Annotated in this window: 20 protein-coding genes, 4 tRNA genes and 1 pseudogene; 16 read left to right on the top strand and 9 right to left on the bottom strand. The window is 64.6% G+C overall.

Annotated features, from left to right (window positions below):
• The first annotated feature begins 411 nt into the window (after positions 1-411).
• Both THIMADRAFT_RS23670 and THIMADRAFT_RS28700 read left to right on the top strand, forming a co-directional pair.
• Positions 412-636: an addiction module protein gene (locus tag THIMADRAFT_RS23670; RefSeq protein WP_040734060.1), complete on the top strand. Its 225-nt coding sequence runs from the start codon at positions 412-414 to the stop codon at positions 634-636.
• Entirely contained in the window at positions 633-926 is a 294-nt protein-coding gene (locus THIMADRAFT_RS28700) for a type II toxin-antitoxin system RelE/ParE family toxin (RefSeq protein WP_083829382.1), read from the top strand. The genes THIMADRAFT_RS23670 and THIMADRAFT_RS28700 overlap by 4 nt, the downstream gene beginning before the upstream one ends.
• Before the next feature lie 114 nt (positions 927-1,040).
• Here THIMADRAFT_RS28700 and THIMADRAFT_RS23665 read toward each other — a convergent pair whose 3' ends face one another.
• Entirely contained in the window at positions 1,041-1,484 is a 444-nt protein-coding gene (locus tag THIMADRAFT_RS23665) for a GNAT family N-acetyltransferase (RefSeq protein WP_007195672.1), read from the bottom strand.
• A gap of 71 nt (positions 1,485-1,555) precedes the next feature.
• Positions 1,556-1,837, bottom strand: coding sequence for a type II toxin-antitoxin system TacA family antitoxin (locus THIMADRAFT_RS23660; protein WP_007195671.1), 282 nt, complete (start codon positions 1,835-1,837; stop codon positions 1,556-1,558).
• A gap of 185 nt (positions 1,838-2,022) precedes the next feature.
• Between THIMADRAFT_RS23660 and THIMADRAFT_RS23655 the strand changes: the two are divergent.
• Together THIMADRAFT_RS23655 and THIMADRAFT_RS26185 are read left to right on the top strand one after the other, a co-directional pair.
• Positions 2,023-2,559, top strand: a pseudogene (locus THIMADRAFT_RS23655) (SAM-dependent methyltransferase); the annotation flags it as partial.
• A 4-nt stretch (positions 2,560-2,563) separates the two neighbouring features.
• Entirely contained in the window at positions 2,564-2,734 is a 171-nt protein-coding gene (locus tag THIMADRAFT_RS26185; protein ID WP_199484291.1) for a hypothetical protein, read from the top strand.
• Between the two features lie 54 nt (positions 2,735-2,788).
• Here the strand turns inward: THIMADRAFT_RS26185 and THIMADRAFT_RS23650 are convergent, their stop codons facing one another.
• On the bottom strand, positions 2,789-3,481 hold the full coding sequence (locus THIMADRAFT_RS23650; RefSeq protein ID WP_007195668.1) for a small multi-drug export protein: 693 nt from the start codon (positions 3,479-3,481) through the stop codon (positions 2,789-2,791).
• Positions 3,482-3,637: 156 nt separating this feature from the next.
• On the opposite strand from THIMADRAFT_RS23650, the gene THIMADRAFT_RS27270 reads away from it, so the two are divergent.
• Complete coding sequence (locus tag THIMADRAFT_RS27270) at positions 3,638-3,790, top strand: hypothetical protein (protein ID WP_158308421.1); 153 nt, start codon at positions 3,638-3,640, stop codon at positions 3,788-3,790.
• A 240-nt stretch (positions 3,791-4,030) separates the two neighbouring features.
• On the opposite strand, the gene folD is transcribed toward THIMADRAFT_RS27270, so the two are convergent.
• Positions 4,031-4,891, bottom strand: coding sequence for a bifunctional methylenetetrahydrofolate dehydrogenase/methenyltetrahydrofolate cyclohydrolase FolD (gene folD / locus THIMADRAFT_RS23645; RefSeq protein ID WP_007195667.1), 861 nt, complete (start codon positions 4,889-4,891; stop codon positions 4,031-4,033).
• 164 nt (positions 4,892-5,055) lie between these two features.
• Between folD and THIMADRAFT_RS23640 the strand changes: the two genes are divergently transcribed.
• The 4 genes from THIMADRAFT_RS23640 to THIMADRAFT_RS23625 all read left to right on the top strand — a co-directional run bounded on the left by THIMADRAFT_RS23640 (position 5,056) and on the right by THIMADRAFT_RS23625 (position 5,569).
• A tRNA-Pro gene (locus THIMADRAFT_RS23640) sits at positions 5,056-5,132 on the top strand.
• Positions 5,133-5,209: 77 nt separating this feature from the next.
• Positions 5,210-5,286, top strand: a tRNA-Arg gene (locus THIMADRAFT_RS23635).
• Positions 5,287-5,366: 80 nt separating this feature from the next.
• Positions 5,367-5,442: transfer RNA gene (locus THIMADRAFT_RS23630), tRNA-His, on the top strand.
• A 51-nt stretch (positions 5,443-5,493) separates the two neighbouring features.
• Positions 5,494-5,569, top strand: a tRNA-Lys gene (locus THIMADRAFT_RS23625).
• Positions 5,570-5,750: 181 nt separating this feature from the next.
• Here THIMADRAFT_RS23625 and THIMADRAFT_RS23620 read toward each other — a convergent pair.
• Complete coding sequence (locus THIMADRAFT_RS23620) at positions 5,751-6,530, bottom strand: bestrophin-like domain (protein WP_007195666.1); 780 nt, start codon at positions 6,528-6,530, stop codon at positions 5,751-5,753.
• Between the two features lie 484 nt (positions 6,531-7,014).
• Here THIMADRAFT_RS23620 and THIMADRAFT_RS23615 point away from each other — a divergent pair, with 484 nt between their 5' ends.
• From THIMADRAFT_RS23615 to mgtE, 3 genes are all read left to right on the top strand, one after another.
• Entirely contained in the window at positions 7,015-8,952 is a 1,938-nt protein-coding gene (locus THIMADRAFT_RS23615) for an ExeA family protein (protein ID WP_007195665.1), read from the top strand.
• Positions 8,949-9,872 carry a general secretion pathway protein GspB gene (locus THIMADRAFT_RS23610; protein WP_007195664.1) on the top strand — a complete coding sequence of 308 codons (924 nt, stop codon included), beginning with the start codon at positions 8,949-8,951 and terminating at the stop codon, positions 9,870-9,872. Before THIMADRAFT_RS23615 ends, THIMADRAFT_RS23610 begins: the two co-directional genes overlap by 4 nt.
• Before the next feature lie 274 nt (positions 9,873-10,146).
• Positions 10,147-11,589, top strand: coding sequence for a magnesium transporter (mgtE, locus tag THIMADRAFT_RS23605; protein ID WP_007195663.1), 1,443 nt, complete (start codon positions 10,147-10,149; stop codon positions 11,587-11,589).
• Positions 11,590-11,672: 83 nt separating this feature from the next.
• Here mgtE and THIMADRAFT_RS23600 read toward each other — a convergent pair whose 3' ends face one another.
• On the bottom strand, positions 11,673-11,999 hold the full coding sequence (locus THIMADRAFT_RS23600; RefSeq protein ID WP_007195662.1) for a hypothetical protein: 327 nt from the start codon (positions 11,997-11,999) through the stop codon (positions 11,673-11,675).
• Positions 12,000-12,152: 153 nt separating this feature from the next.
• Between THIMADRAFT_RS23600 and THIMADRAFT_RS23595 the strand changes: the two genes are divergently transcribed.
• The 3 genes from THIMADRAFT_RS23595 to THIMADRAFT_RS25150 are packed head-to-tail and all read left to right on the top strand — an operon-like array spanning position 12,153 to position 14,508.
• Entirely contained in the window at positions 12,153-13,211 is a 1,059-nt protein-coding gene (locus THIMADRAFT_RS23595) for a ligand-binding sensor domain-containing protein (RefSeq protein WP_007195661.1), read from the top strand.
• A gap of 29 nt (positions 13,212-13,240) precedes the next feature.
• Positions 13,241-13,699 carry a hypothetical protein gene (locus tag THIMADRAFT_RS23590; protein WP_007195660.1) on the top strand — a complete coding sequence of 153 codons (459 nt, stop codon included), beginning with the start codon at positions 13,241-13,243 and terminating at the stop codon, positions 13,697-13,699.
• Between the two features lie 8 nt (positions 13,700-13,707).
• The gene (locus THIMADRAFT_RS25150; RefSeq protein ID WP_007195659.1) at positions 13,708-14,508 is read left to right on the top strand and encodes a DUF2726 domain-containing protein; all 801 of its coding nucleotides are present in this window, start codon (positions 13,708-13,710) and stop codon (positions 14,506-14,508) included.
• 69 nt (positions 14,509-14,577) lie between these two features.
• Here THIMADRAFT_RS25150 and THIMADRAFT_RS23580 read toward each other — a convergent pair whose 3' ends face one another.
• Positions 14,578-14,892 (bottom strand): non-heme iron oxygenase ferredoxin subunit, encoded by a 315-nt coding sequence (locus THIMADRAFT_RS23580; RefSeq protein WP_007195658.1) that lies wholly within the window; start codon positions 14,890-14,892, stop codon positions 14,578-14,580.
• Positions 14,893-14,902: 10 nt separating this feature from the next.
• Positions 14,903-16,024 (bottom strand): anthranilate phosphoribosyltransferase, encoded by a 1,122-nt coding sequence (locus tag THIMADRAFT_RS23575; protein WP_007195657.1) that lies wholly within the window; start codon positions 16,022-16,024, stop codon positions 14,903-14,905.
• Positions 16,025-16,196: 172 nt separating this feature from the next.
• Here THIMADRAFT_RS23575 and THIMADRAFT_RS23570 point away from each other — a divergent pair, with 172 nt between their 5' ends.
• Positions 16,197-16,703, top strand: coding sequence for an LEA type 2 family protein (locus THIMADRAFT_RS23570; RefSeq protein WP_007195656.1), 507 nt, complete (start codon positions 16,197-16,199; stop codon positions 16,701-16,703).
• 87 nt (positions 16,704-16,790) lie between these two features.
• On the opposite strand, the gene THIMADRAFT_RS23565 is transcribed toward THIMADRAFT_RS23570, so the two are convergent.
• Positions 16,791-17,486 carry a glycoside hydrolase 100 family protein gene (locus tag THIMADRAFT_RS23565; protein WP_007195655.1) on the bottom strand — a complete coding sequence of 232 codons (696 nt, stop codon included), beginning with the start codon at positions 17,484-17,486 and terminating at the stop codon, positions 16,791-16,793.
• Between the last annotated feature and the right edge of the window lie 153 nt (positions 17,487-17,639).

Raw genomic sequence — 17,639 nt, 5'->3', positions numbered from 1 at the left:
CGTCGCGAACGCCGCGCGCCATGGTTCCGGACAGCCTCGCGGCTTACGGGGGTAGTCGGCCTGATGCAGCACCCCGCCGCAGGCGGGACAACCCTCCCCTCGGGCGGCCTCGGCGAGGTCCTCGTCGATGTGCATCAACACGGCGAAAAACGTAGGGGCGTTTCAAGGACGGCGTGGCACACTGATGGAGTCTCTTTGTCTTCGCAAACAAGAGACTCTCCCGACGGGTGCTGTTGTTCAAGCACCCCGAGGGAGGCACACCGCTCTCCCTCATGAAAGATGACGATTTAAGGGGGAAGAAACATCAGGGAAGGTGGCCGTACTCACCGGCAAGCGTTGGCGGGCGCGCTGTCTGGGTCGGGCTAGCCTGCCCGTTAGAGCCAAACATCAATACATACTCGGGGAACCGGCATGAACCTACACGAGATTGAGCGCGAAGCCCTACACCTTTCAGAGGAAGAAAGGGCAGAACTTGCTCAAAAACTTCTGCTGAGCCTAGACACCCCAACGGAGGCGGAGATCGCGGAGGATTGGCTCGTAGAGGCAGATCGTAGAGCGCGCGAACTAGATGAAGGACTGGTTGAGGCAATTCCTGCGGAAGAAGTAAGGCGCAAGGCGATGTCTCTGCTCAGATGAGCTATTTCTTTCACCCTGCCGCTGAGGCGGAATATTTGGAAGCAATAGCCTATTACGAGTCGAAACGCCCAGGGCTTGGGGCGACCTATCTAACAGAGTTTGAAAGAGTCATTGAAACAGTCTGCGAAGCTCCACACCGAAGTCCCGTGGAAAGGCACCCAGACGTAAGACGCATACGGATGAAAAGATTTCCTTTTGCCATTTTGTACCGAGAGCACACAGGCTCGGTTCAGGTATTGGCAGTAGCACACCACCGGCGGCGACCTCAGTACTGGCTAGGACGGCTCTAACAAGTGCGTCAACTCGGACCCAGTACCGCGCACCGACCTCCTGCGGGAGTTGGAGCAGGAGCATGGGGTCAAGTCTTGGGAATAGGGGACGTACCACGAATACGTAAGCGGCACCTAGTTCGCCCCGAGACCGCGTAACGACGGTGGTATCGTCGCCAAGGGCAGGAAAAGCGTCAGCGGCGAGTCGGGCAAGGCGATGAAGCTGTGGTGACGGTAGAAGGCTGCTGCCGATTCGTCCTTTGCGTCCACCACCAGACTGAAGGCGGCGATCTCGGAGCGGACGACACGTTCGAGCGCGTCGGCCAGCAGCGCGCCGCCGAGGCCCTGCCCCTGGAAGCTCCGATCGACTGCCAAGCGCCCCATGCGCACGGCCGGTACCGAAGGATAGCGCGGCAGCTTCTTGGATGACGCGGCCGGGAGGTCGGCCAGCAAGATGCTCGCGGATGCCAGGGTGTAGTACCCCGCAATGCGCCCCTCTTGGGTGAGGGCCACGAAGGAGGCGGTCACCCTGCGGCGAATATCCTGGGTGATCTGGTGGCGAAAATAGCGATCCAGCATCGCCGAGGCGCTTTCGAAGGTTGTGCGGTCATGTGCGGCTTCAAGCGGTACGATGCGAAACGCCGCGCCGCTCACTCGGCGGCCACCAACCTACGGCGACGCTCGAAAGCACGCTCCAGGGAAGGGGAGGGCGGTGGCGGTGACAACAGGGCCTCTGCAAAGCGTTGCGAATCGGCCTGCGATAGCCGGATGACTTCGGCCTGCTCGATCGCGCGCTGCGCGGCCTCTTGGACGGCCGAAATCACGAAGTCGGTCATGGTGCGACCCTGGATCTCCGCGGCACGCTTGAGCATCGCGTGCAGCTCGGTGCTGATTCGGGCCTCAAGGCGGGCGGTTGAAGTCGCTGATGGCATAAGATATTCCTCCTTGTCCTAAGGTACGGCAGATTGCCGCAAAGTTCCATCGCTCGAATCTAGCCCGCGTAGGGCGCAACCCGTGTAAATGGAGCACGGGGTCAAGTCCTGAAATCACGCAGTGCGAAGGGGGCATCGGGGAGTGGCCGTGAACCTGGGGTCAAGACTTGACCCCGATGCCTGCGTTCATGGAGCAAGCGAAGCTCCGTGCCGAACCGCTCGGCGTCGCCGATCAAGTCACGTTCATCCATGGCGATGCTGCCGGCTATGTCCCTGACGAGAAGGTCAGTGTGGCAGCCTGTGTGGGCGCCACTTGGATCGGCGGGGGAGTGGTCGGCACGATCGAGCTTCTGGGGCGGAGCCTGCGCACCGGAGGGATCATCCTCATCGGCGAGCCCTACTGGCGGCAGTTACCGCCGACGGAAGAGGTTGCCAAGGGGTGTCTTGCCCACTCAATCTCCGACTTTCTCATGCTTCCGGACCTTCTCGCGTCTTTCGGCCACCTCGGCTACGACGTCGTTGAAATGGTTTTGGCTGACCAAGACGGCTGGGATAGATACGAGGCGGCCAAGTGGCTCACCATGCGCCGGTGGCTGGAAGCCAATCCCGGCGACGATCTCGCGAAAGATGTTCGAGCCAAGCTGACCGCGGAACCCGAGCGCTATGCCGCTTACACGCGTGAATACCTGGGCTGGGGTGTGTTCGCGCTCATGCCGCGGTGATGCGGTGGAACACGCCGACGGAGAGGCGATCTTGCTCGGCAATCATCTCGTGCGTTGGCTCGACGCTCCCCATGTGCCGCACGCCTGGGAGTGTGGCTTTCTAATGGAAGAGCGAACCTCGACCCTCCTCTGCGGCGACCTCTTCATTAAACCGCGTATCCACCAAGGGCGGTGAAGTCCCCAAGGCCGAATACAACATGACAATGATGCATGTCGCTCTGGACGCGGTTTAGTCGACAGGCTTGCACCCCGACGTCCGGGGTCGACGGCGTACGAGGCGTCTCAGCAGATAACCGCCGGCAATGATCACCACCAGGGCTGCGAACAAGCCCAGCGGGCCGAAGGGGCTGAATCCGGCGACCTGGTCGTGCAGCTGCCGCATGGCCAACGCCCAGGCCAGGATGGCGACATAGGTTCCGGCCAAGACGACCCCCAAGGTCACCCGCATGCTGAGCCCCAGCAGCACGCCGATGGCGCAGCCGACGACGGGCCCAGTCATCCAGATGGGTGACCAGACGAAGATGAAGAGGCCGATGAGCCCGTAACGGCGAATCGTCCCGTGATGGCGTTCCGCGGTCTCCTTAACCTTGTGCAGGTAAGGTCGCAGGGTCTTCACTTCCAACAGCCCGCGCCAGCTGAAGACGAACAAGGGGTAGAAGATCAAGACCAGGATCGTCTCGACCAGGAGGTTGGCCAGGACGACCGTGAGGTCATCGAGTCCGGTGGCGTATCCGAGCGACATGGCCGTGACGCGCCCGAAGACCAGGTTGGTTGCGATGACGGCGGCAAGCAACTGACCGTACCCCGGGGACCAGACGGCGGCTACCGCCAGTGCGGCCAATACCGCAAGAGACAGGCAGAGTGCCGCCAGCAGGACCAGACCTTCGGATGTCCGCAGGACGGATTTCCAAGACGAGCTCATGGTGCGCACCCGGGGTTTGATCTTTCCTCTTGTGGGGGGTACGAGGCCGTTCAGCTGCACTCCCGATGATCGAGAACGTCCGACGCAACGCCAGTCCGGTCCTCTGAGTCTGCGATCCCGCGCACGGCAACCGATGTCACCCGGATCGACCTCTGTATGAGCTCCGAGCAGGCGCTGGAAGTGGCGATGGCCGCCGTGCCCAAGCTAAACCGCGTCCGGAGCGACATGCGTCATTTTCATTTTGCGTTTGGGCTTGGAGATGTCCTCGATCTTGGTGAGACGCGGTTTAAAATTTGGTCTTACTCATAACTTCGGCCATCGCGGCACGTGGCGCAGAGCGCCAGGGGCATGCGTGACACCGCAGAGCGGGTGTCACGAGCGAGTGATGTTTTGGGTGGTCGCTCTTACGAGCGAGGCCTAAAATTTAATATTTTTAATACTTTAAACCGCGCCAGCTCTGACGGCTGTCGGAGCTGGCGCGGCCAATCCATTCCAATAAATGCCGCATACCGCACCGGGCGCGGTTTAAGCGGTTGAACGGCGCGCGATCTAAAGCAACGCGGCGTGCAGTTGTGCGGCCTGGAGCGTGTTCTCGAGCAGACTGGCGATGGTCATGGGGCCTACGCCGCCGGGCACCGGGGTGATCCAGGAGGCGCGTTCGGAGCAGGGGCCGAAATCCAGGTCGCCGACCAGCGTGCCTTCCGCGGTGCGGTTGATGCCGACATCGATCAGGATTGCGCCTTCCTTGACCCAGTCGCCCGGGATGAAGCGCGGGCGTCCGAGCGCGGCGACCAGGATGTCGGCGCTGCGGGCCTTCTTGGCGAGATCCTTGGTTCGGCTGTGACAGACCGTGATGGTGCAGCGCGCGGCGAGGAGCTCGAGTGCCATGGGTCGGCCGACGATGTTGGATTGTCCGATGATGACGGCGTCCAGCCCCTCGATCGGACGGCCGGTGCGCTCGAGCAGTGTCATCACCCCTTTGGGTGTGCAGGGGCGCAGCAGGGGCCGGCGTAGCACCAGGCGGCCGACGTTGTCGGGGTGGAATCCGTCGACGTCCTTGGTCGGCAGGATGCAGTCGGTCACGGCGGCCTCGTCGATCTGCTCGGGCAGCGGAAGCTGGACCAGGATCCCGTCGATCTTCGCGTCGGCGTTGAGTCGGTCGATGAGATCGATGAGCTCGGTTTGGTCGACCGTCGACGCCAGCTCGTGCATCTCCGAGTAAAAACCGACCTCCGCGCAGGCTTTGCGCTTGTTGCGCACGTAGACCTGAGAGGCGGGATTCTCGCCGACCAGGACGACGGCAAGGCCCGGCGGGCGCCCACCGGCGGCCAAGATGGTATCCACCCGTCTGCGAATCTCGACGCGGATCTCCGCGGCGACGGCCTTGCCGTCCAGTAGTCGTGCGCTCATCATGGCCTCGTTATGCGATCGTTGGGCCGCATCATAGCGAGCACCGCGGCGCATGAAAACGCGAGGCTTGCCGGCGACGAGCCGGCCGCTGTCGGTGGATTGACTCTGCTTTTCGCCCGGCGTATAGTTCCGGCTCTTCGATTTCGGGACGCGTTTTCCGAAACCGGGGTATAGCGCAGTCTGGTAGCGCGCCTGCTTTGGGAGCAGGATGTCGGGGGTTCGAATCCCTCTACCCCGACCAATTGCCCACCAGGTCGCTTACGGTGACGTCGCTTAGGGCGAGGCGACCGAACACCGGCTTCGATGCGCACGCGATCGGCGCTCGTAGCTCAGCTGGATAGAGCAACGGCCTTCTAAGCCGTGGGTCGCAGGTTCGAGTCCTGCCGAGCGCGCCAACAACAAGCTCGACAGGCAGCAGTATCAAGGAACGGAGGCGCGGGATGCGCGATGACCAAGGATCGGTGTGTTCGCTATGGTGGACGTAGCTCAGTTGGTAGAGCGCAGGATTGTGATTCCTGTGGTCGTGGGTTCGAGCCCCATCGTCCACCCCACCATTGCAGGTTCTGCGGTCGGCTTGAACCGATCGTAGCGTACGAACTCTCGGGTCGTTAGCTCAGTTGGTAGAGCAGTGGACTCTTAATCCATCGGTCGTAGGTTCGAATCCTACACGACCCACCAATCAACGAGAAACAAAACAGCCGGTTACATCGCAAGATGTGCCGGCTTTTTTGTGTCTTCCGAGAATCATCCCGTGGCGGGGGCTCGACTGGCCAGCAGGTCGTCGACCTTCGGCATGGCCATCGAGCGATGTGCGGGCGCGGCGCGCTTGTCGCCTTGCGCGTCGCCGACACCTGACCGCTCAGGTCATGGTCGCCCGCAGCTCGACGAGGGCATGATCAAAGGTATCGACGCGGATCATCCCCAGGCGCGGGAACTCGATGTCGATGATGATGTAGACGGTCATGGCGAGCACCAAGGCAAAGGCGATTATGTGCAGCCAATTGCGCGATCGCCCGCCGGCCATGCTGTATCCGGCGAGCAACGCACTGGCGAGGGCCAGCGCAATCAGCATCATGTAGATACCCAGGGGTGGATGCATCTGCGCCGCGAGCGTCCGCGTGGTGGTGATATCGATCATGTCGTTCAGGGCAGGCAGCAGCAGCTTGATCGCATCGGGCGCAGCGTCCGGCTGCTGGCCCGCGCTCACGACCTGCGTCCAGATCCCGTTCTGCAATGCGGTTGCCGCCGCCAAACCCGCCATGGCTGCCTGAACGTCCGGCAGGAGCCGGTAGGCATCCAAGCGAGCATCGACGTAACGTCGAAAATCCTCTTGGAGGGCGGACCTTTCCTCGGCGGGCAAGAGATCGAGCCGCAGATAGGCCGTCCCGATCGCATTGGTCTCCTGCACGATCAGATCTCGGCGGTGATCGAAACGCGATGCCGCCCCCGAGAACGTGAAGGCGATCAGCAGTCCCACCAATGCGAATACCGCGCCTTCGACAACCCCGGTTCCCGCACGCGCGCCGCCGGGGTCGCGTGCCAGGTGTCGTTCGCCAAGACGCCGGCCCACCTCCTGCAAAATCAACACGCCGACAAAGAGACCCAACGCCACGAGGGCCGCCATTGCAATCTTGCTCATACACCAATGATCCGAGGCTGGTTGATCGAGGGATGCGCCTGGACGCATCCGGGAGGCAAGGCGCTTGCGACGCAAGCGTCTCGGCGCAGATTAGCAGCCTTCAGCGGATGGCGACATGCGCGCGAGCGCTGTGATCCGACGGCGATCTCGGGCCGGTCCGAGAGGATCCCGCTCGGCCTTTGCGCCGGCCGCCGAGACACCTCTCCCGGCGCCGATGGCTCGAGCCGTCATCCTCTACAGATGCGCTTTCGACCACTCCGGCCGCTCGACTGCGGGGCGGCGATCGGCGCACGCGGGGGAGTGCACTATTTCCCGCGTACGCCTATAAACTTGACGCCTCCGGTTCGCCTGACTACCCTCGCGCGATCGACCTAAACCCCGCAAACTGCATTGGTTGGGCAATAGGCGTTCGTGCGGGGCCTCCCGTCGGCCGTCGATCCATCATCGCCTTGCCCTTCGGCCCGAGCCCACGGCCGATACCCCGGTGTATCGCTCGATCGGTCAGGCAGCGCGCGACGCCTTGCTCACCGCCATCACCTCATCGAGAACCAGCGTGTATCCCAAGTATTTCGGGCTCAAGGAACCCAGCTTCTCCATTGCGCCGGACCCCCACTATCTGTTCCTGAGCGAGCAGCATAAGGAGGCCCTCGCCCATCTTCTCTACGGGGCGGGGGAGAGCGGGGGCTTTGTCCTCTTGACCGGCGAGGTCGGGACGGGCAAGACGACCGTCTGCCGCGCCTTCCTCGAGCAGCTCCCGGAGGGGGTCGAGGTCGCCTTGATCCTCAATCCCGCTGTGACCGCCAACGAGCTGTTGCTCAATCTCTGCGACGAGTTTCGGATTCCGGTACCAGAGGGCGAGCGCTCGGTGAAGGCCTTGGTCGATCGGCTCAACGTCTATCTGCTCGACGCGCACGGCAAGGGTCGTCGACCTGTGCTGATCATCGACGAGGCACAGAGCCTGCGCCCGAAGGTCCTCGAGCAGGTGCGCCTGCTCACCAATCTCGAGACCAGCAAGCACAAGCTGCTGCAGATCTTCCTGATCGGTCAACCCGAGCTGCGACGTTTGCTCGAGCGTGATGCCCTGCGTCAGATCAATCAGCGCGTGACCGCTCGGTTCCACCTGCGACCCTTTACGCTCGAGGAGACCGGCGACTATATCCGCCATCGGGTCGCGGTTGCCGGTGTGGATCGTCCATTGTTCACCGCCGCCGCGATTCGACGGATCTACCATTGCTCCGGCGGTGTGCCGCGTCTGGTCAATATCCTCTGCGATCGCGCGCTGCTCGGCGCTTGTGTCACACGCGGATCTCAGGTGACGCCGGCTATCGTCAAGCGCGCGGCGCGCGAGGTTCAGGGCGAGGCGATCGACAAACCGCCGCGCCCGGCGGTGCGGACCGGCTTCGCCGCCGCTGCCGCCTTTGTGCTCGCGATGATCGCCGGCTGGCTCGGCTATGCCTGGGTGTCCGACGATGCCGCGGCCCTCCTGTCCGATCTGCTGCCGGGTGAGCGCTCACTCTTCGGCGCCGCGCCTCGTTCGGAGACGGCGCCGATGTCCGAGGGTCCCGGCGAAGGATCGGAGGACGGAGATGCCCCGGAATCGCCTGATTCGCCGCTCGTGGCGTCCGACGGGGATCCAGATGCGACGCCGGTCGATTCGGTCGGCGATGGGGCGTCCGGCGAAGCGGTGCAGGGCGAAGACGGCCCGGTCGAGGGTGCTCCGGCGGACTCGCTCCCGCAGATCGCCCCGGCAGGTTTCGAGCCGGATGCGCTCGCCGAGACGCTCGAGCGCATCGCCATGCCCGAGGCCGACGCCCTGCGTCTGCTGTTGCAGCGTTGGGGTGTGGAGGTCGAGAGCCTTCCGGGTGCTGACCCGTGCGCGCGTGTCGCCTCTCTCGGACTCATGTGCGAGCGCGGTCAGGGCGACCTCGCTGTCCTGCGCTTCTTCGATCGCCCGGCCTTGCTTCGGGTCCGGGAGGCGGGGGGCGCTCGACGTTTTCTCGTTCTGAGCGCGCTCGACGCGTCGTTCGCTACCCTTGCCCTGCCGGGCGGGGACGAGTTGGCGCCGCTTGATGGGCTGCAAACCGTTTGGACCGGTGATTACGTTCTCGTTTGGCAGCCGCCGCCGACGGGGTCGGCGCTGATCGGTCCGGGTACCTCGGGGGAATCGGTGCGGTGGTTGCGGGATCTCTTGGCAAAGGTACCGGCCTCCGGGCTACCGGCCAGCGATTCGAGTTATTACGATATCGGTCTGACGCGCGCGGTCCGGGCGTTCCAGGCATCGCGTGGTTTGGTGGCGGACGGTATCGCCGGTCCGCGTACGCTGATTCAATTGCACAATGCCGTCGATCTTCCCGGAGTCCCCAGACTGGTGTGGATATCCGACGCGCCCGAGTCCGCGAGTACGGAGTCCATGGAGCCATGAGCTATATCCTGGAGGCGCTGAAGAAGTCTCAGCAGGAGCGCGAGCTCGGGCGCGTTCCGACGTTGGACACCAGCGGCATGTTCAGCGAGGACAAGGAGCCTGCGCCGACCAGCCATTGGGGCTTGCTCGCCGTCGGTTTGGCTGCGGTGGCGGTGGTCATTGCACTCTACGCGGTGCTTCGAACGCCGCCGCCCGTGCCTGTGACCCTGTCCGAGCAGGCCGGCGTCGAGTCCGCGGCAGTCGCGACGGCGACGCCGACGACCGCCCCGCCCATCTCGGGAGCGGGCTCCGGGCAGCCGGCGGCAAATGCGGTGCCGACGCTCGCCTCGGATGCGGCCCCTTCGCCGCAGTCGTCTCCCGCGTTCTCGCAGGCGCAGACATCGCCGCGCCCATCGGCGATACCGGCGACACCCCCGGGGTTTTCCGGCGTTCCCGGCCCTGGCCCGGAGATGATCCCGGAGGAGGAGCCGCTGTTCTTGGCGGAGCCGGATCCTTGGCTGGAGCAGGAGCTCCAGCGTCAATTGGATGCCGAGCAGGCGGCCTATGCGGAGCCCCCGGCGCCCCGGCCTAGGCCGCAGCGTGCTGCCGTGCCGCCCGATCTGGTCGATGACATCGAAAGCTTCAAGCAGCAGGTGCGGCGCGAGCAGGGCATCCCGCCCCCTTTGGAGCAGCGCCAGCCGGCGGATATCCGCGGAGATCCGACCAAGCTGCGGCTCACGCCCATGCAGCAGGCGCAGCTGCCCGCCTACTTCATGACCGTGCATGTCTACGACGAGGACGCCTCCAAGCGCTTTGTGCTCATCAATGCGCTGCGCTATGTCGAGGGCGAGGAGACCCGCGACGGGATTCGCATCGAGCGCATCATCCCGGAGGGTGCGGTCTTGAGCTATCTGGGCAATCCCTTCTTCGTGCGGCGCTGATAGACATTGGCGAGGGCTCGTCCACGAGACCAGCCTGTAGGGTGGACGAGCGCAAGCGAAGTCCACCGAGCCCCGCGCCGGCGCCGGTGGACCGCGCTGCGCTTGTCTATCCCACAGCGCTCAGCCATTGCGGTGGTCCGCGTGATGCGCATGGCCAGTGATGAGTGTCGAGAAACGAATTCTTGAAGCAACAGGCCGGCAAATTCCGTAAAGTGCGCAGCTCCGCGCTTCACGCAATCCCGACCTCATCAACCCCCACCCCGGCGCCGTTCCAATGACCCAACCCAAGGATCGCGACACAGACGCCATGCATCGCCACCTGCGCGATGTCGAGCGGTTATTGGCGCGCCTTCGGTTGGTCGACACCCTGGTCCATCGCCAGCGGATGCCGCATCAGGAGCTGGTGGAGAACATCACCCACCGACAGAATCTGGGTCGGCTGCGCCGTAAGCTCGATCGGCTGCATCCGGCGGACATCGCCTGGATCCTCGAGGCTTTGCCCGTCGACGACAGGCTGTTCGTGTGGGACCTGGTGAAGGCCGAGAAGGACGGCGACATCCTGTTGGAGGTCTCCGATGCGGTTCGCGCAACCCTGCTCGGGACCATGGACGCGGACGAGATCAAGGCCGCAGCCGAGACGCTCGATGCCGACGAGCTGGCGGATCTTGCCCCCGACCTGCCGCCCGAGATCATGCAGGATGTCCTGGCCTCGCTCGATCAAGAGGAGCAGGAGCAGGTCCGAGCGGCCATGTCCTATCCGGAGGGCACCGTCGGCGCCCTGATGGACTTCGACATGGTGACGGTGCGCGAGGACGTCAGCCTGGAGGTGGTCCTGCGGTATCTGCGACGGTTCGAGGCGCTGCCGGATCATACCGACAAGATCTTCGTGGTCGACCGGGAGGAGCGTCTGCGCGGCGTCCTGACCCTGGAATCCCTGCTGATCAACGACCCCGAGACCGAGGTCTTCAAGGTCATGCAGTCCAAGTCGATCGTGAGCTTCTCTCCCGACGACAGCGCCGATTCGGCCGCCAACGCCTTCGAGCGCTACGACCTGGTCTCGGTCCCCGTCGTGGACAGCGAGAACTGCGTGATCGGTCGCCTGACGGTCGCCGAGATGGTCGACCATATTCGGGAGGAATCCGAGGCCGAGATCCTGAGCAATGCCGGTCTGCGCGAAGAGGAGGACATCTTCGCGCCCGTGATCCGCTCGGTGAAGAACCGCTGGGCCTGGCTCGCGATCAATCTGGTGACCGCCTTCATTGCGTCGCGCGTCATCGACCTCTTCGAGGGCTCGATCGAAAAGCTGGTGGCGCTCGCCGCACTCATGCCGATCGTCGCCGGTATCGGCGGCAATGCGGGCAACCAGACCATCACCATGATCGTGCGCGCGATCGCGATGGGACAGGTTCAGCCGTCCGCGTTGTGGCGGCTGCTGCGCAAGGAGCTCGGGGTGGCCGTGATCAACGGCGTCGTTTGGGGCGGGGTCGTCGGCGTGGCGGCCTGGCTGCTTTACGGCAACTACGCGCTGGGGCTGGTCATGACAGCGGCCATGACGCTCAATCTGTTGCTTGCGGCGACCGCCGGGGTGGTGATCCCCTTGATCCGTCAGCGGCTGGGTCGGGATCCGGCGCTCGGCAGCTCCGTGTTGATCACCGCCTTGACCGATTCGGGGGGCTTCTTCATCTTTCTCGGTTTGGCGACCCTGTTCCTCCTTTAGACCGGCACGCCCCTTCTCGGCAGGCGCGCCGGCCCCGATCCGATCGGTGTCCGGCGTCCTCGAGGCCGATCGCAGCGATCGGCTCAGTCGTCGTAGGCATATCGGTCGCGGCAGCGGCCCTTTTTCCACTGACCGGGAGGGCAGGGATAGGATGCACCGCGGCGTTCGGGGTAGACCGGCCTGTCGTAGCCGTCGGTCGCGATCGCCGTGCCGGCGGCCCCGGCGAGTCCGCTGCCGATGATGGCCGCGTTGCGTCCGCCGAGCTCGCCGCCGATGAAGGCTCCGAGTGCGGCGCCGAGGCCGCCTCCCACGGCGGCGCGCGTGCTCAGTTGGTCGGCCATCGCCGGGGGCGCGTAGACGGGCACTAGCATGGCAAGCGCGACAAGGCCTGCGTAGGTACGGTTGAACATACTCGATTCTCCTCTTCGAACGGCTCGTTCGCGGCAATCGTCGCAGGTCGAAGCTGAACCGGTGCTGAACGCCGTGCCCGTGTCGGGTCGTCTCGGGTGTTGCCCGAAGCGACCCGAGCCATACCTCTGTTGCCGAATCACCGGGAGCTCGCGATGACCCTTGGCCGAATCGCCGTCGCCGTGCCGATATCGATCGGGCTCGCTCTGATCGCGCTCGGATGTCTGCTTCCGGGCGAGGAGCGTCTGATTCGCGAGAATCTGCCCTTGGAGACGCATATCACGGTCCTGGCGCCCGGCGCGGACGGGACCCTCTTGGCCGCTACCCAAGCCGGCGAGCTCTGGCGCTTCGACGGCACCGGCTGGGAGCCCGAGGAGGCCGGTCTCGACGGGCGCCTGGTGCTGGCCTTGCGCGGAGAGCCCGGGGAACATGCGATCGGAACGGCGAGCGGGCTCGTCTCCGATCTTGCGCCCCCGCCCGGCAACCCGCGGATCAGCGATGTCCTGGAAACCGCCTCCGGGCTCTTGGCGGCGACACCCGAGGGTCTGTGGGTGCATGCCGACGCGACGTGGCACCGCCCGCTCTCGGACGTGCCGCTGTATCGGCTGGCCGAGCAGCACCGCGAGGGACGTGTCTATCTGCACGCTGGGACGATCGGCAAGGGGGTCTACTCGGCCTCGATACAGACGCTTCTCTCGCCGTGGGCTTCGAACAGCCGCGGCCTTGCGGATGACGTGAAGGCACTCTGCTTCGCCGTGACCGAAGGCGGCATGTTGCTCGTCGGCACGGACCGAGGCCTCTATCGGCAGGCCGCACCGGGCGAGACCTGGAAGGCGTTGGCGCCGTTCCCGCCCGATCGCCGCGTCCTCGCACTGTATCGTGCGCCGCCGGACGCGCGCGGCCTGCAGCGGCTGTGGATCGGCACGGATGACGGTTTGTCCGCGCTTGATCTTGCGGAAACGCGCGACGGTCTCTCGGTGGCCGGTCCGTTGCGATCCTTCGATGCACTCTGGGAGCCGACCGAGACCGGTGTGAGCTGGATCCTCCCTGCGCCCGACGATGAGCTGATGGTCAGCGCAGGCGCGGTTTATCGTTTGAGCGCCGTGCGTTATCCGGGTTGGTACCGGTTCGTGCTGGCCGGTATCCTGTTGCTTCTCGTCGGCGGTTGGCTGTGGCTCGGATTGAACCCGGAGCCCGACCGCGACGACACATAACCGTTATTCCGGATCGAGGATCGAGTGCTATGGATCGCTTTACGCGAAACGCCGTTATCGGCTCGGGTGTCATCACTGTGCTGTTGATCCTGTCGGTGCTGCCTTGGGGCGGGATGGCGTTTGGTCCACGCATCTGGCAGCTCAACGACGTCTTGAAGCAGGATCCCATCCTCGCGGAATATCCCTACGAGTTTAAGGCCCTGCTGTTCCTGAACGGTATCGTCACCCTGACGCGCCCTTATGATGCGGGTATTGCGATGAACGAGGTGCTCATGGCGATGGATCCGACACTGGCCGGCAAGCCCGCCGATGACCCTGCCGTCGTCGCTGCCCGCGACCGGCTGCAACGCATGGAGTTTCATGCCATCGGTTTGATGCTCGCAGAGCCCGACGTGGACTCGATCGTTTGGTCGCCGGATCGGGCTTGGCTCAATCGTCAAGGGATTGACTTCGCCCCTCCCGTCCAGGCGCTTGGCGGGTCGATGTAGGACGGATCATGCAACATTTCTATTTCTTGATCGCGCTCGGCGCTCTCGCGACGCTTGCCTTCACCTTCAGTCTGTGGCGCCGATTCAGTCAGCGCAACCGCTTACCTTACCGGGTCGATGCCTTTCTCCTCTCCCCGCCGCAGCGTGCCTTCTGCGCGGTTCTCGAGCGTGCCGTCGGGCAAGAGTATCGCGTCTACGCGAAGGTCCGAGCCGCGGACATCATCGAGGTCGAGCGCCGACTCGATCGGCGCGCCCGCGAGCGCGCCGCCGAACGCATCGCCGAGGAGGTCTTCGACTTCGTGATCTGTACCCGGGAGTCGAGCGCAATCGCTTGTGCGATCAATCTCGCAGCGCGCTCGCGGCTGTCAAGACGCCCGCCCAAGAACCGTCTCGACCGTATCTGCGCCGCGGCCAAGCTGCCCTTCGTGCGCTTTCGAGAGAGCGATGTCTATTCGGTCGTGGAGATCGAAGAGCAGGTGTTCTCGGCGATGCAGACGCTCAAGATCCATCCCCGTGCCGAGGAGATCTCGGCGCAAGACACCCGCGAGGCGCTGCGCGACCTCTCGGACGTCATCGGCGACAAGGTTCCGGAGCCGCGCCGAACCAAGCGGCCGATCCGATCGACGCCCCCGACACACCCCACTGAACCTGCAACGCCGAGCACACCCACCGCGATCAAGCCGCGCACCCGTACCGAGCCCAGGCTGCACCTCCACGAAGACCTCGATATCGGCCCCGAGATACGCATGTCCGAGCCCCGAATCGAGGTCGAATTCGACTCGGATCGTCCCAAGCGCGCCAGAATCTGAATCGCGTCTCGACGCCTTCTCAAGTGAGCGGCGCGTGAGCAAGCACCTCCCCGACACCTCCGACGAGGTTCAGCTCGGATCGAGCCAGATCTGCCCCTCCGCGACCACGAGGCGATAGGTCCGAATCGGCTCGTCCGCCGGCTCGTCCATCGGTTCGCCGGTGGCGAGGCTGAAGCGGCTGCCGTGCAGGGAGCACTTGATCCGATCCCCGTCGAGGCAGCCGTAGGAGAGCGGATAGTCCTCGTGGCTGCAGTTGTCTTCGACGGCATAAAAGCGCCCGTCGACGTTGGCGACGATATACGCCTGGTTGTCCACGACGACCTTCAGAAACTTGCCGGGTGCGATCGCATCCGTGCCGGCGACGGCGACAAAAGGTTTGTCCATCGGCATCTCCTCAACGCACCCGTTTCGCCGCTTTGCCCGAATCCAGCACGTCGCGGATGCGGTCCGCGGCGACCTCCAGGGAGTCTTCCCGCCCGAGATGCCAGAGGATCAGCGCGCCCGCGAACACCAAGCTGTCGTAGGTCGGACCTTGCGCGCCTTCCAAGGCGGCGATGCCCGCCCGTGCCGCGGCCTGCGCGGTCGCCAGCACATCGACCGCCACGGCGATCTCGTCGCCCGGTCGGGTGGTTTGGGGCAGATCCTCCGGCAAGGGGACGGCGCGTACCGACTGAGCGATCCCCAGGTCGGCAGGATCGACCTCGAACGACTGTTCCTCCGACATCTGCTGATAGTTGAAGCAGGTGCCCTTCTGGCGCAGCGAGGGGATGACGCCGCCCTCCACGCCGCGGATCAGGAGCGCCGAATGAAAACCGGCATGTCGGGCCAACATGGCGTAGATGCGCGGATAAGGCTTGTGGACGTAGCCGGTGACCAGATGGGTGTGCTTGCGTCCGTGGATCGGCCGGGCCAGGACCTCGACCGTCGTAATGGCCTGCCGCTTGACGATGGTGGAGCGCAGATCGACCAGGTTGTGCAGCGGGGCACAGAAGGCGCGTTGGTCGACATAGCTCCAGCCGAGCGCGGGATCGGCCAGTCGCTCCGCCGCCTCGACGGGCGAGAGGTCGACCGGTACGCCGGCCGCGTCCAGGATGTGACGGTGGGTCACGCCGAACTTGGGCCCGACCGCATGCGCACCGTGACTGATCGCCGGGACGCCGCACTCGGCGAGCACGGGCATCAGGAAGGGCGACGCCGGCAGGCAGCGGTTGTAGCCGTCGTAGGGATCGGCGATGTCGACCACGTCGTCGACGTTCGCAACGACATGACCGGTGGCCTCCCGGACCGCGTCCAGGATGCCCTTGACCTCGTCGTCGGTCTCGCGCTTCATCCGCAAGGCGATCAGAAAGATGCCGGCCTGAACCGGGTCGACCGCGTTGTCCAGGATGGCGCCCATGCCGATGCGGGCCTCTTCCGTGGAGATGTCCTTGGAGAGCTCCGGACCGGTTGCGATGCGCTGAATGATGGAACGCATCTGGGTCTTGGCGTCGCTCGATGCGCTGGCCTGACTGTTCATGATTGTCCTCCGGGACCTGGCTGTTTTTCGGTGCCGTGCGACGGATGCCGCGCTCGAACCGAGACTTCTCGACGTGCCGGGCATTCTGGTGGCTCGGGCGTCGGATCTCAACGCGCGTGAACGCGACGGGATGGTGCAAGATACGGCCGTTCACCATTCGGAGTCGACACACATGGCCCATTGCGTTCGTCTGTTCCGGCGCACCCTGTTCGGATTGCCGGCCCTGCTCGCCCTGTACCTCGCCGCCGGTTGTGCGAGCCTGACGGCGCCTTGGACGGCGCCCGAGGTTGCGCTGCTCGGGGTCCAGCCGAAGCTCCTGGGGCTCGATCGCCAGTCCTTCCTCGTCAATCTGGGCGTGACGAACCCCAACGATCGCGCGCTTCCGATCAAAGCGTTGAGCTACCGGGTGCAGGTCGAGGGTCAGGATCTCGCCGACGGCGCGAGCGAGCTTGCCCGGTTGATCCCGGCGGGCGGAACCGAGCAGGTCGACATCGAGGTCAACAGCAACCTGCTCGGCTTGATGCCGAGCTTGCCGGGATTGTTGCTCACCAAGAACACGCTCGCCTGGACGGTCAGCGGAATCGCCTACGTGGATGCCGGCGGTGTACGTCTGCCCGTACCCTATCGGCACAGCGGCACGATTGCGCCCGCGGCATTGTTGTCGGGCGCGGTGTTTTAGACGGTTTTCGCACGACCTGTCTTTGGTCTTTGGGCAACAGGCGTCCACGCGCCGCGCCAAAGGCATCGTGCCCGGAAGACCACGCATCTAGCCGACATGGGCATCGATTCGAAACGGGCCTCTGCCCTGCACGGCGTGGTGACCGATGATGGCTGCGGCGGCGCTCCAGCCCTGATGGCGGGTGCCGCCGGGCGTGAACTTCCTGCCGTGGACGTACTCGGGAAAGGCCCAGGCCTCGCTGTCCATCACCAGCGCGTTGGCGCGGTGTATGCCGCGGAGATAACGGCGCGCCTCGTCGAAGCGCCGGCGTCGCGCCAGGTCGGCCACGTAGAAGCCCGTGACGACGGGCCACAGGCCGCCGTTGTGAAACTCGTAGGGCCTGTTCTTGAAACTGTAGGAAAACATCACCTGCAGACTCTCCCAGTCTTCGTCCAGGGGCTTGATGACCGGGTGGAAGGCGGGCAGCAAGCACAGCTCATACTTGGCGGTTTGCTCGTCGATGAAGGCGTCGACCCGGGCGCGCTGGGTGTCGTCCGCGACGTCGAACAGCGAGGCGAGCACATTGGCAAAGGCGTCGAAACGGTAGCCGTAGCCGCTGGGCGAGAAGGACGCCATCCAATGCTGTCCGCCGCAGTGCGGGGCCGCCTGCAACCCCTTGCGGTACAGCACCTCATGGTAGGCATCATCGGGTATGCCTTCGCCGTCGAACCAGTAATTGGCGCGGATCAGGTGCAGCAGGCGCCCGGTCTGATCTTGCAGGACATGATCGGGTGAGCCATGCACGGCCGCATGGATGCGAGCGAGGGTGCGCTGCGCCTGTGAGTGCGGTCAGCGATTTTGATGGTTTCGCGATCAAGTTGCGTGATGGGGGTCGGCGAAGCGCTCCCCCGGTCTCGCGCGGCCGGGGTGTGGGCCGGCGGCGCGAGGTGGATCCAG

The sequence above is a fragment of the Thiocapsa marina 5811 genome (assembly GCF_000223985.1).
Classification (GTDB): Bacteria; Pseudomonadota; Gammaproteobacteria; order Chromatiales; family Chromatiaceae; genus Thiocapsa; species Thiocapsa marina.
The sequence above is the reverse complement of the archived record's forward strand: the minus strand, read 5'-3'. Positions and strand labels throughout refer to the sequence as shown.

Coding starts and splice junctions, on each gene's coding strand:
- THIMADRAFT_RS27270 (WP_158308421.1), top strand. CDS start 3,638: ATGAGCTCCGAGCAGGCGCTGGAAGTGGCGATGGCCGCCGTGCCCAAG.
- THIMADRAFT_RS28700 (WP_083829382.1), top strand. CDS start 633: ATGAGCTATTTCTTTCACCCTGCCGCTGAGGCGGAATATTTGGAAGCA.
- THIMADRAFT_RS23620 (WP_007195666.1), bottom strand. CDS start 6,530: ATGAGCAAGATTGCAATGGCGGCCCTCGTGGCGTTGGGTCTCTTTGTC.
- mgtE (WP_007195663.1), top strand. CDS start 10,147: ATGACCCAACCCAAGGATCGCGACACAGACGCCATGCATCGCCACCTG.
- THIMADRAFT_RS23650 (WP_007195668.1), bottom strand. CDS start 3,481: ATGAGCTCGTCTTGGAAATCCGTCCTGCGGACATCCGAAGGTCTGGTC.
- THIMADRAFT_RS23575 (WP_007195657.1), bottom strand. CDS start 16,024: ATGAACAGTCAGGCCAGCGCATCGAGCGACGCCAAGACCCAGATGCGT.
- THIMADRAFT_RS23660 (WP_007195671.1), bottom strand. CDS start 1,837: ATGCCATCAGCGACTTCAACCGCCCGCCTTGAGGCCCGAATCAGCACC.
- folD (WP_007195667.1), bottom strand. CDS start 4,891: ATGAGCGCACGACTACTGGACGGCAAGGCCGTCGCCGCGGAGATCCGC.
- THIMADRAFT_RS23580 (WP_007195658.1), bottom strand. CDS start 14,892: ATGGACAAACCTTTTGTCGCCGTCGCCGGCACGGATGCGATCGCACCC.
- THIMADRAFT_RS23590 (WP_007195660.1), top strand. CDS start 13,241: ATGGATCGCTTTACGCGAAACGCCGTTATCGGCTCGGGTGTCATCACT.
- THIMADRAFT_RS23570 (WP_007195656.1), top strand. CDS start 16,197: ATGGCCCATTGCGTTCGTCTGTTCCGGCGCACCCTGTTCGGATTGCCG.
- THIMADRAFT_RS23670 (WP_040734060.1), top strand. CDS start 412: ATGAACCTACACGAGATTGAGCGCGAAGCCCTACACCTTTCAGAGGAA.
- THIMADRAFT_RS23610 (WP_007195664.1), top strand. CDS start 8,949: ATGAGCTATATCCTGGAGGCGCTGAAGAAGTCTCAGCAGGAGCGCGAG.
- THIMADRAFT_RS23595 (WP_007195661.1), top strand. CDS start 12,153: ATGACCCTTGGCCGAATCGCCGTCGCCGTGCCGATATCGATCGGGCTC.
- THIMADRAFT_RS23600 (WP_007195662.1), bottom strand. CDS start 11,999: ATGTTCAACCGTACCTACGCAGGCCTTGTCGCGCTTGCCATGCTAGTG.
- THIMADRAFT_RS25150 (WP_007195659.1), top strand. CDS start 13,708: ATGCAACATTTCTATTTCTTGATCGCGCTCGGCGCTCTCGCGACGCTT.
- THIMADRAFT_RS23665 (WP_007195672.1), bottom strand. CDS start 1,484: ATGCTGGATCGCTATTTTCGCCACCAGATCACCCAGGATATTCGCCGC.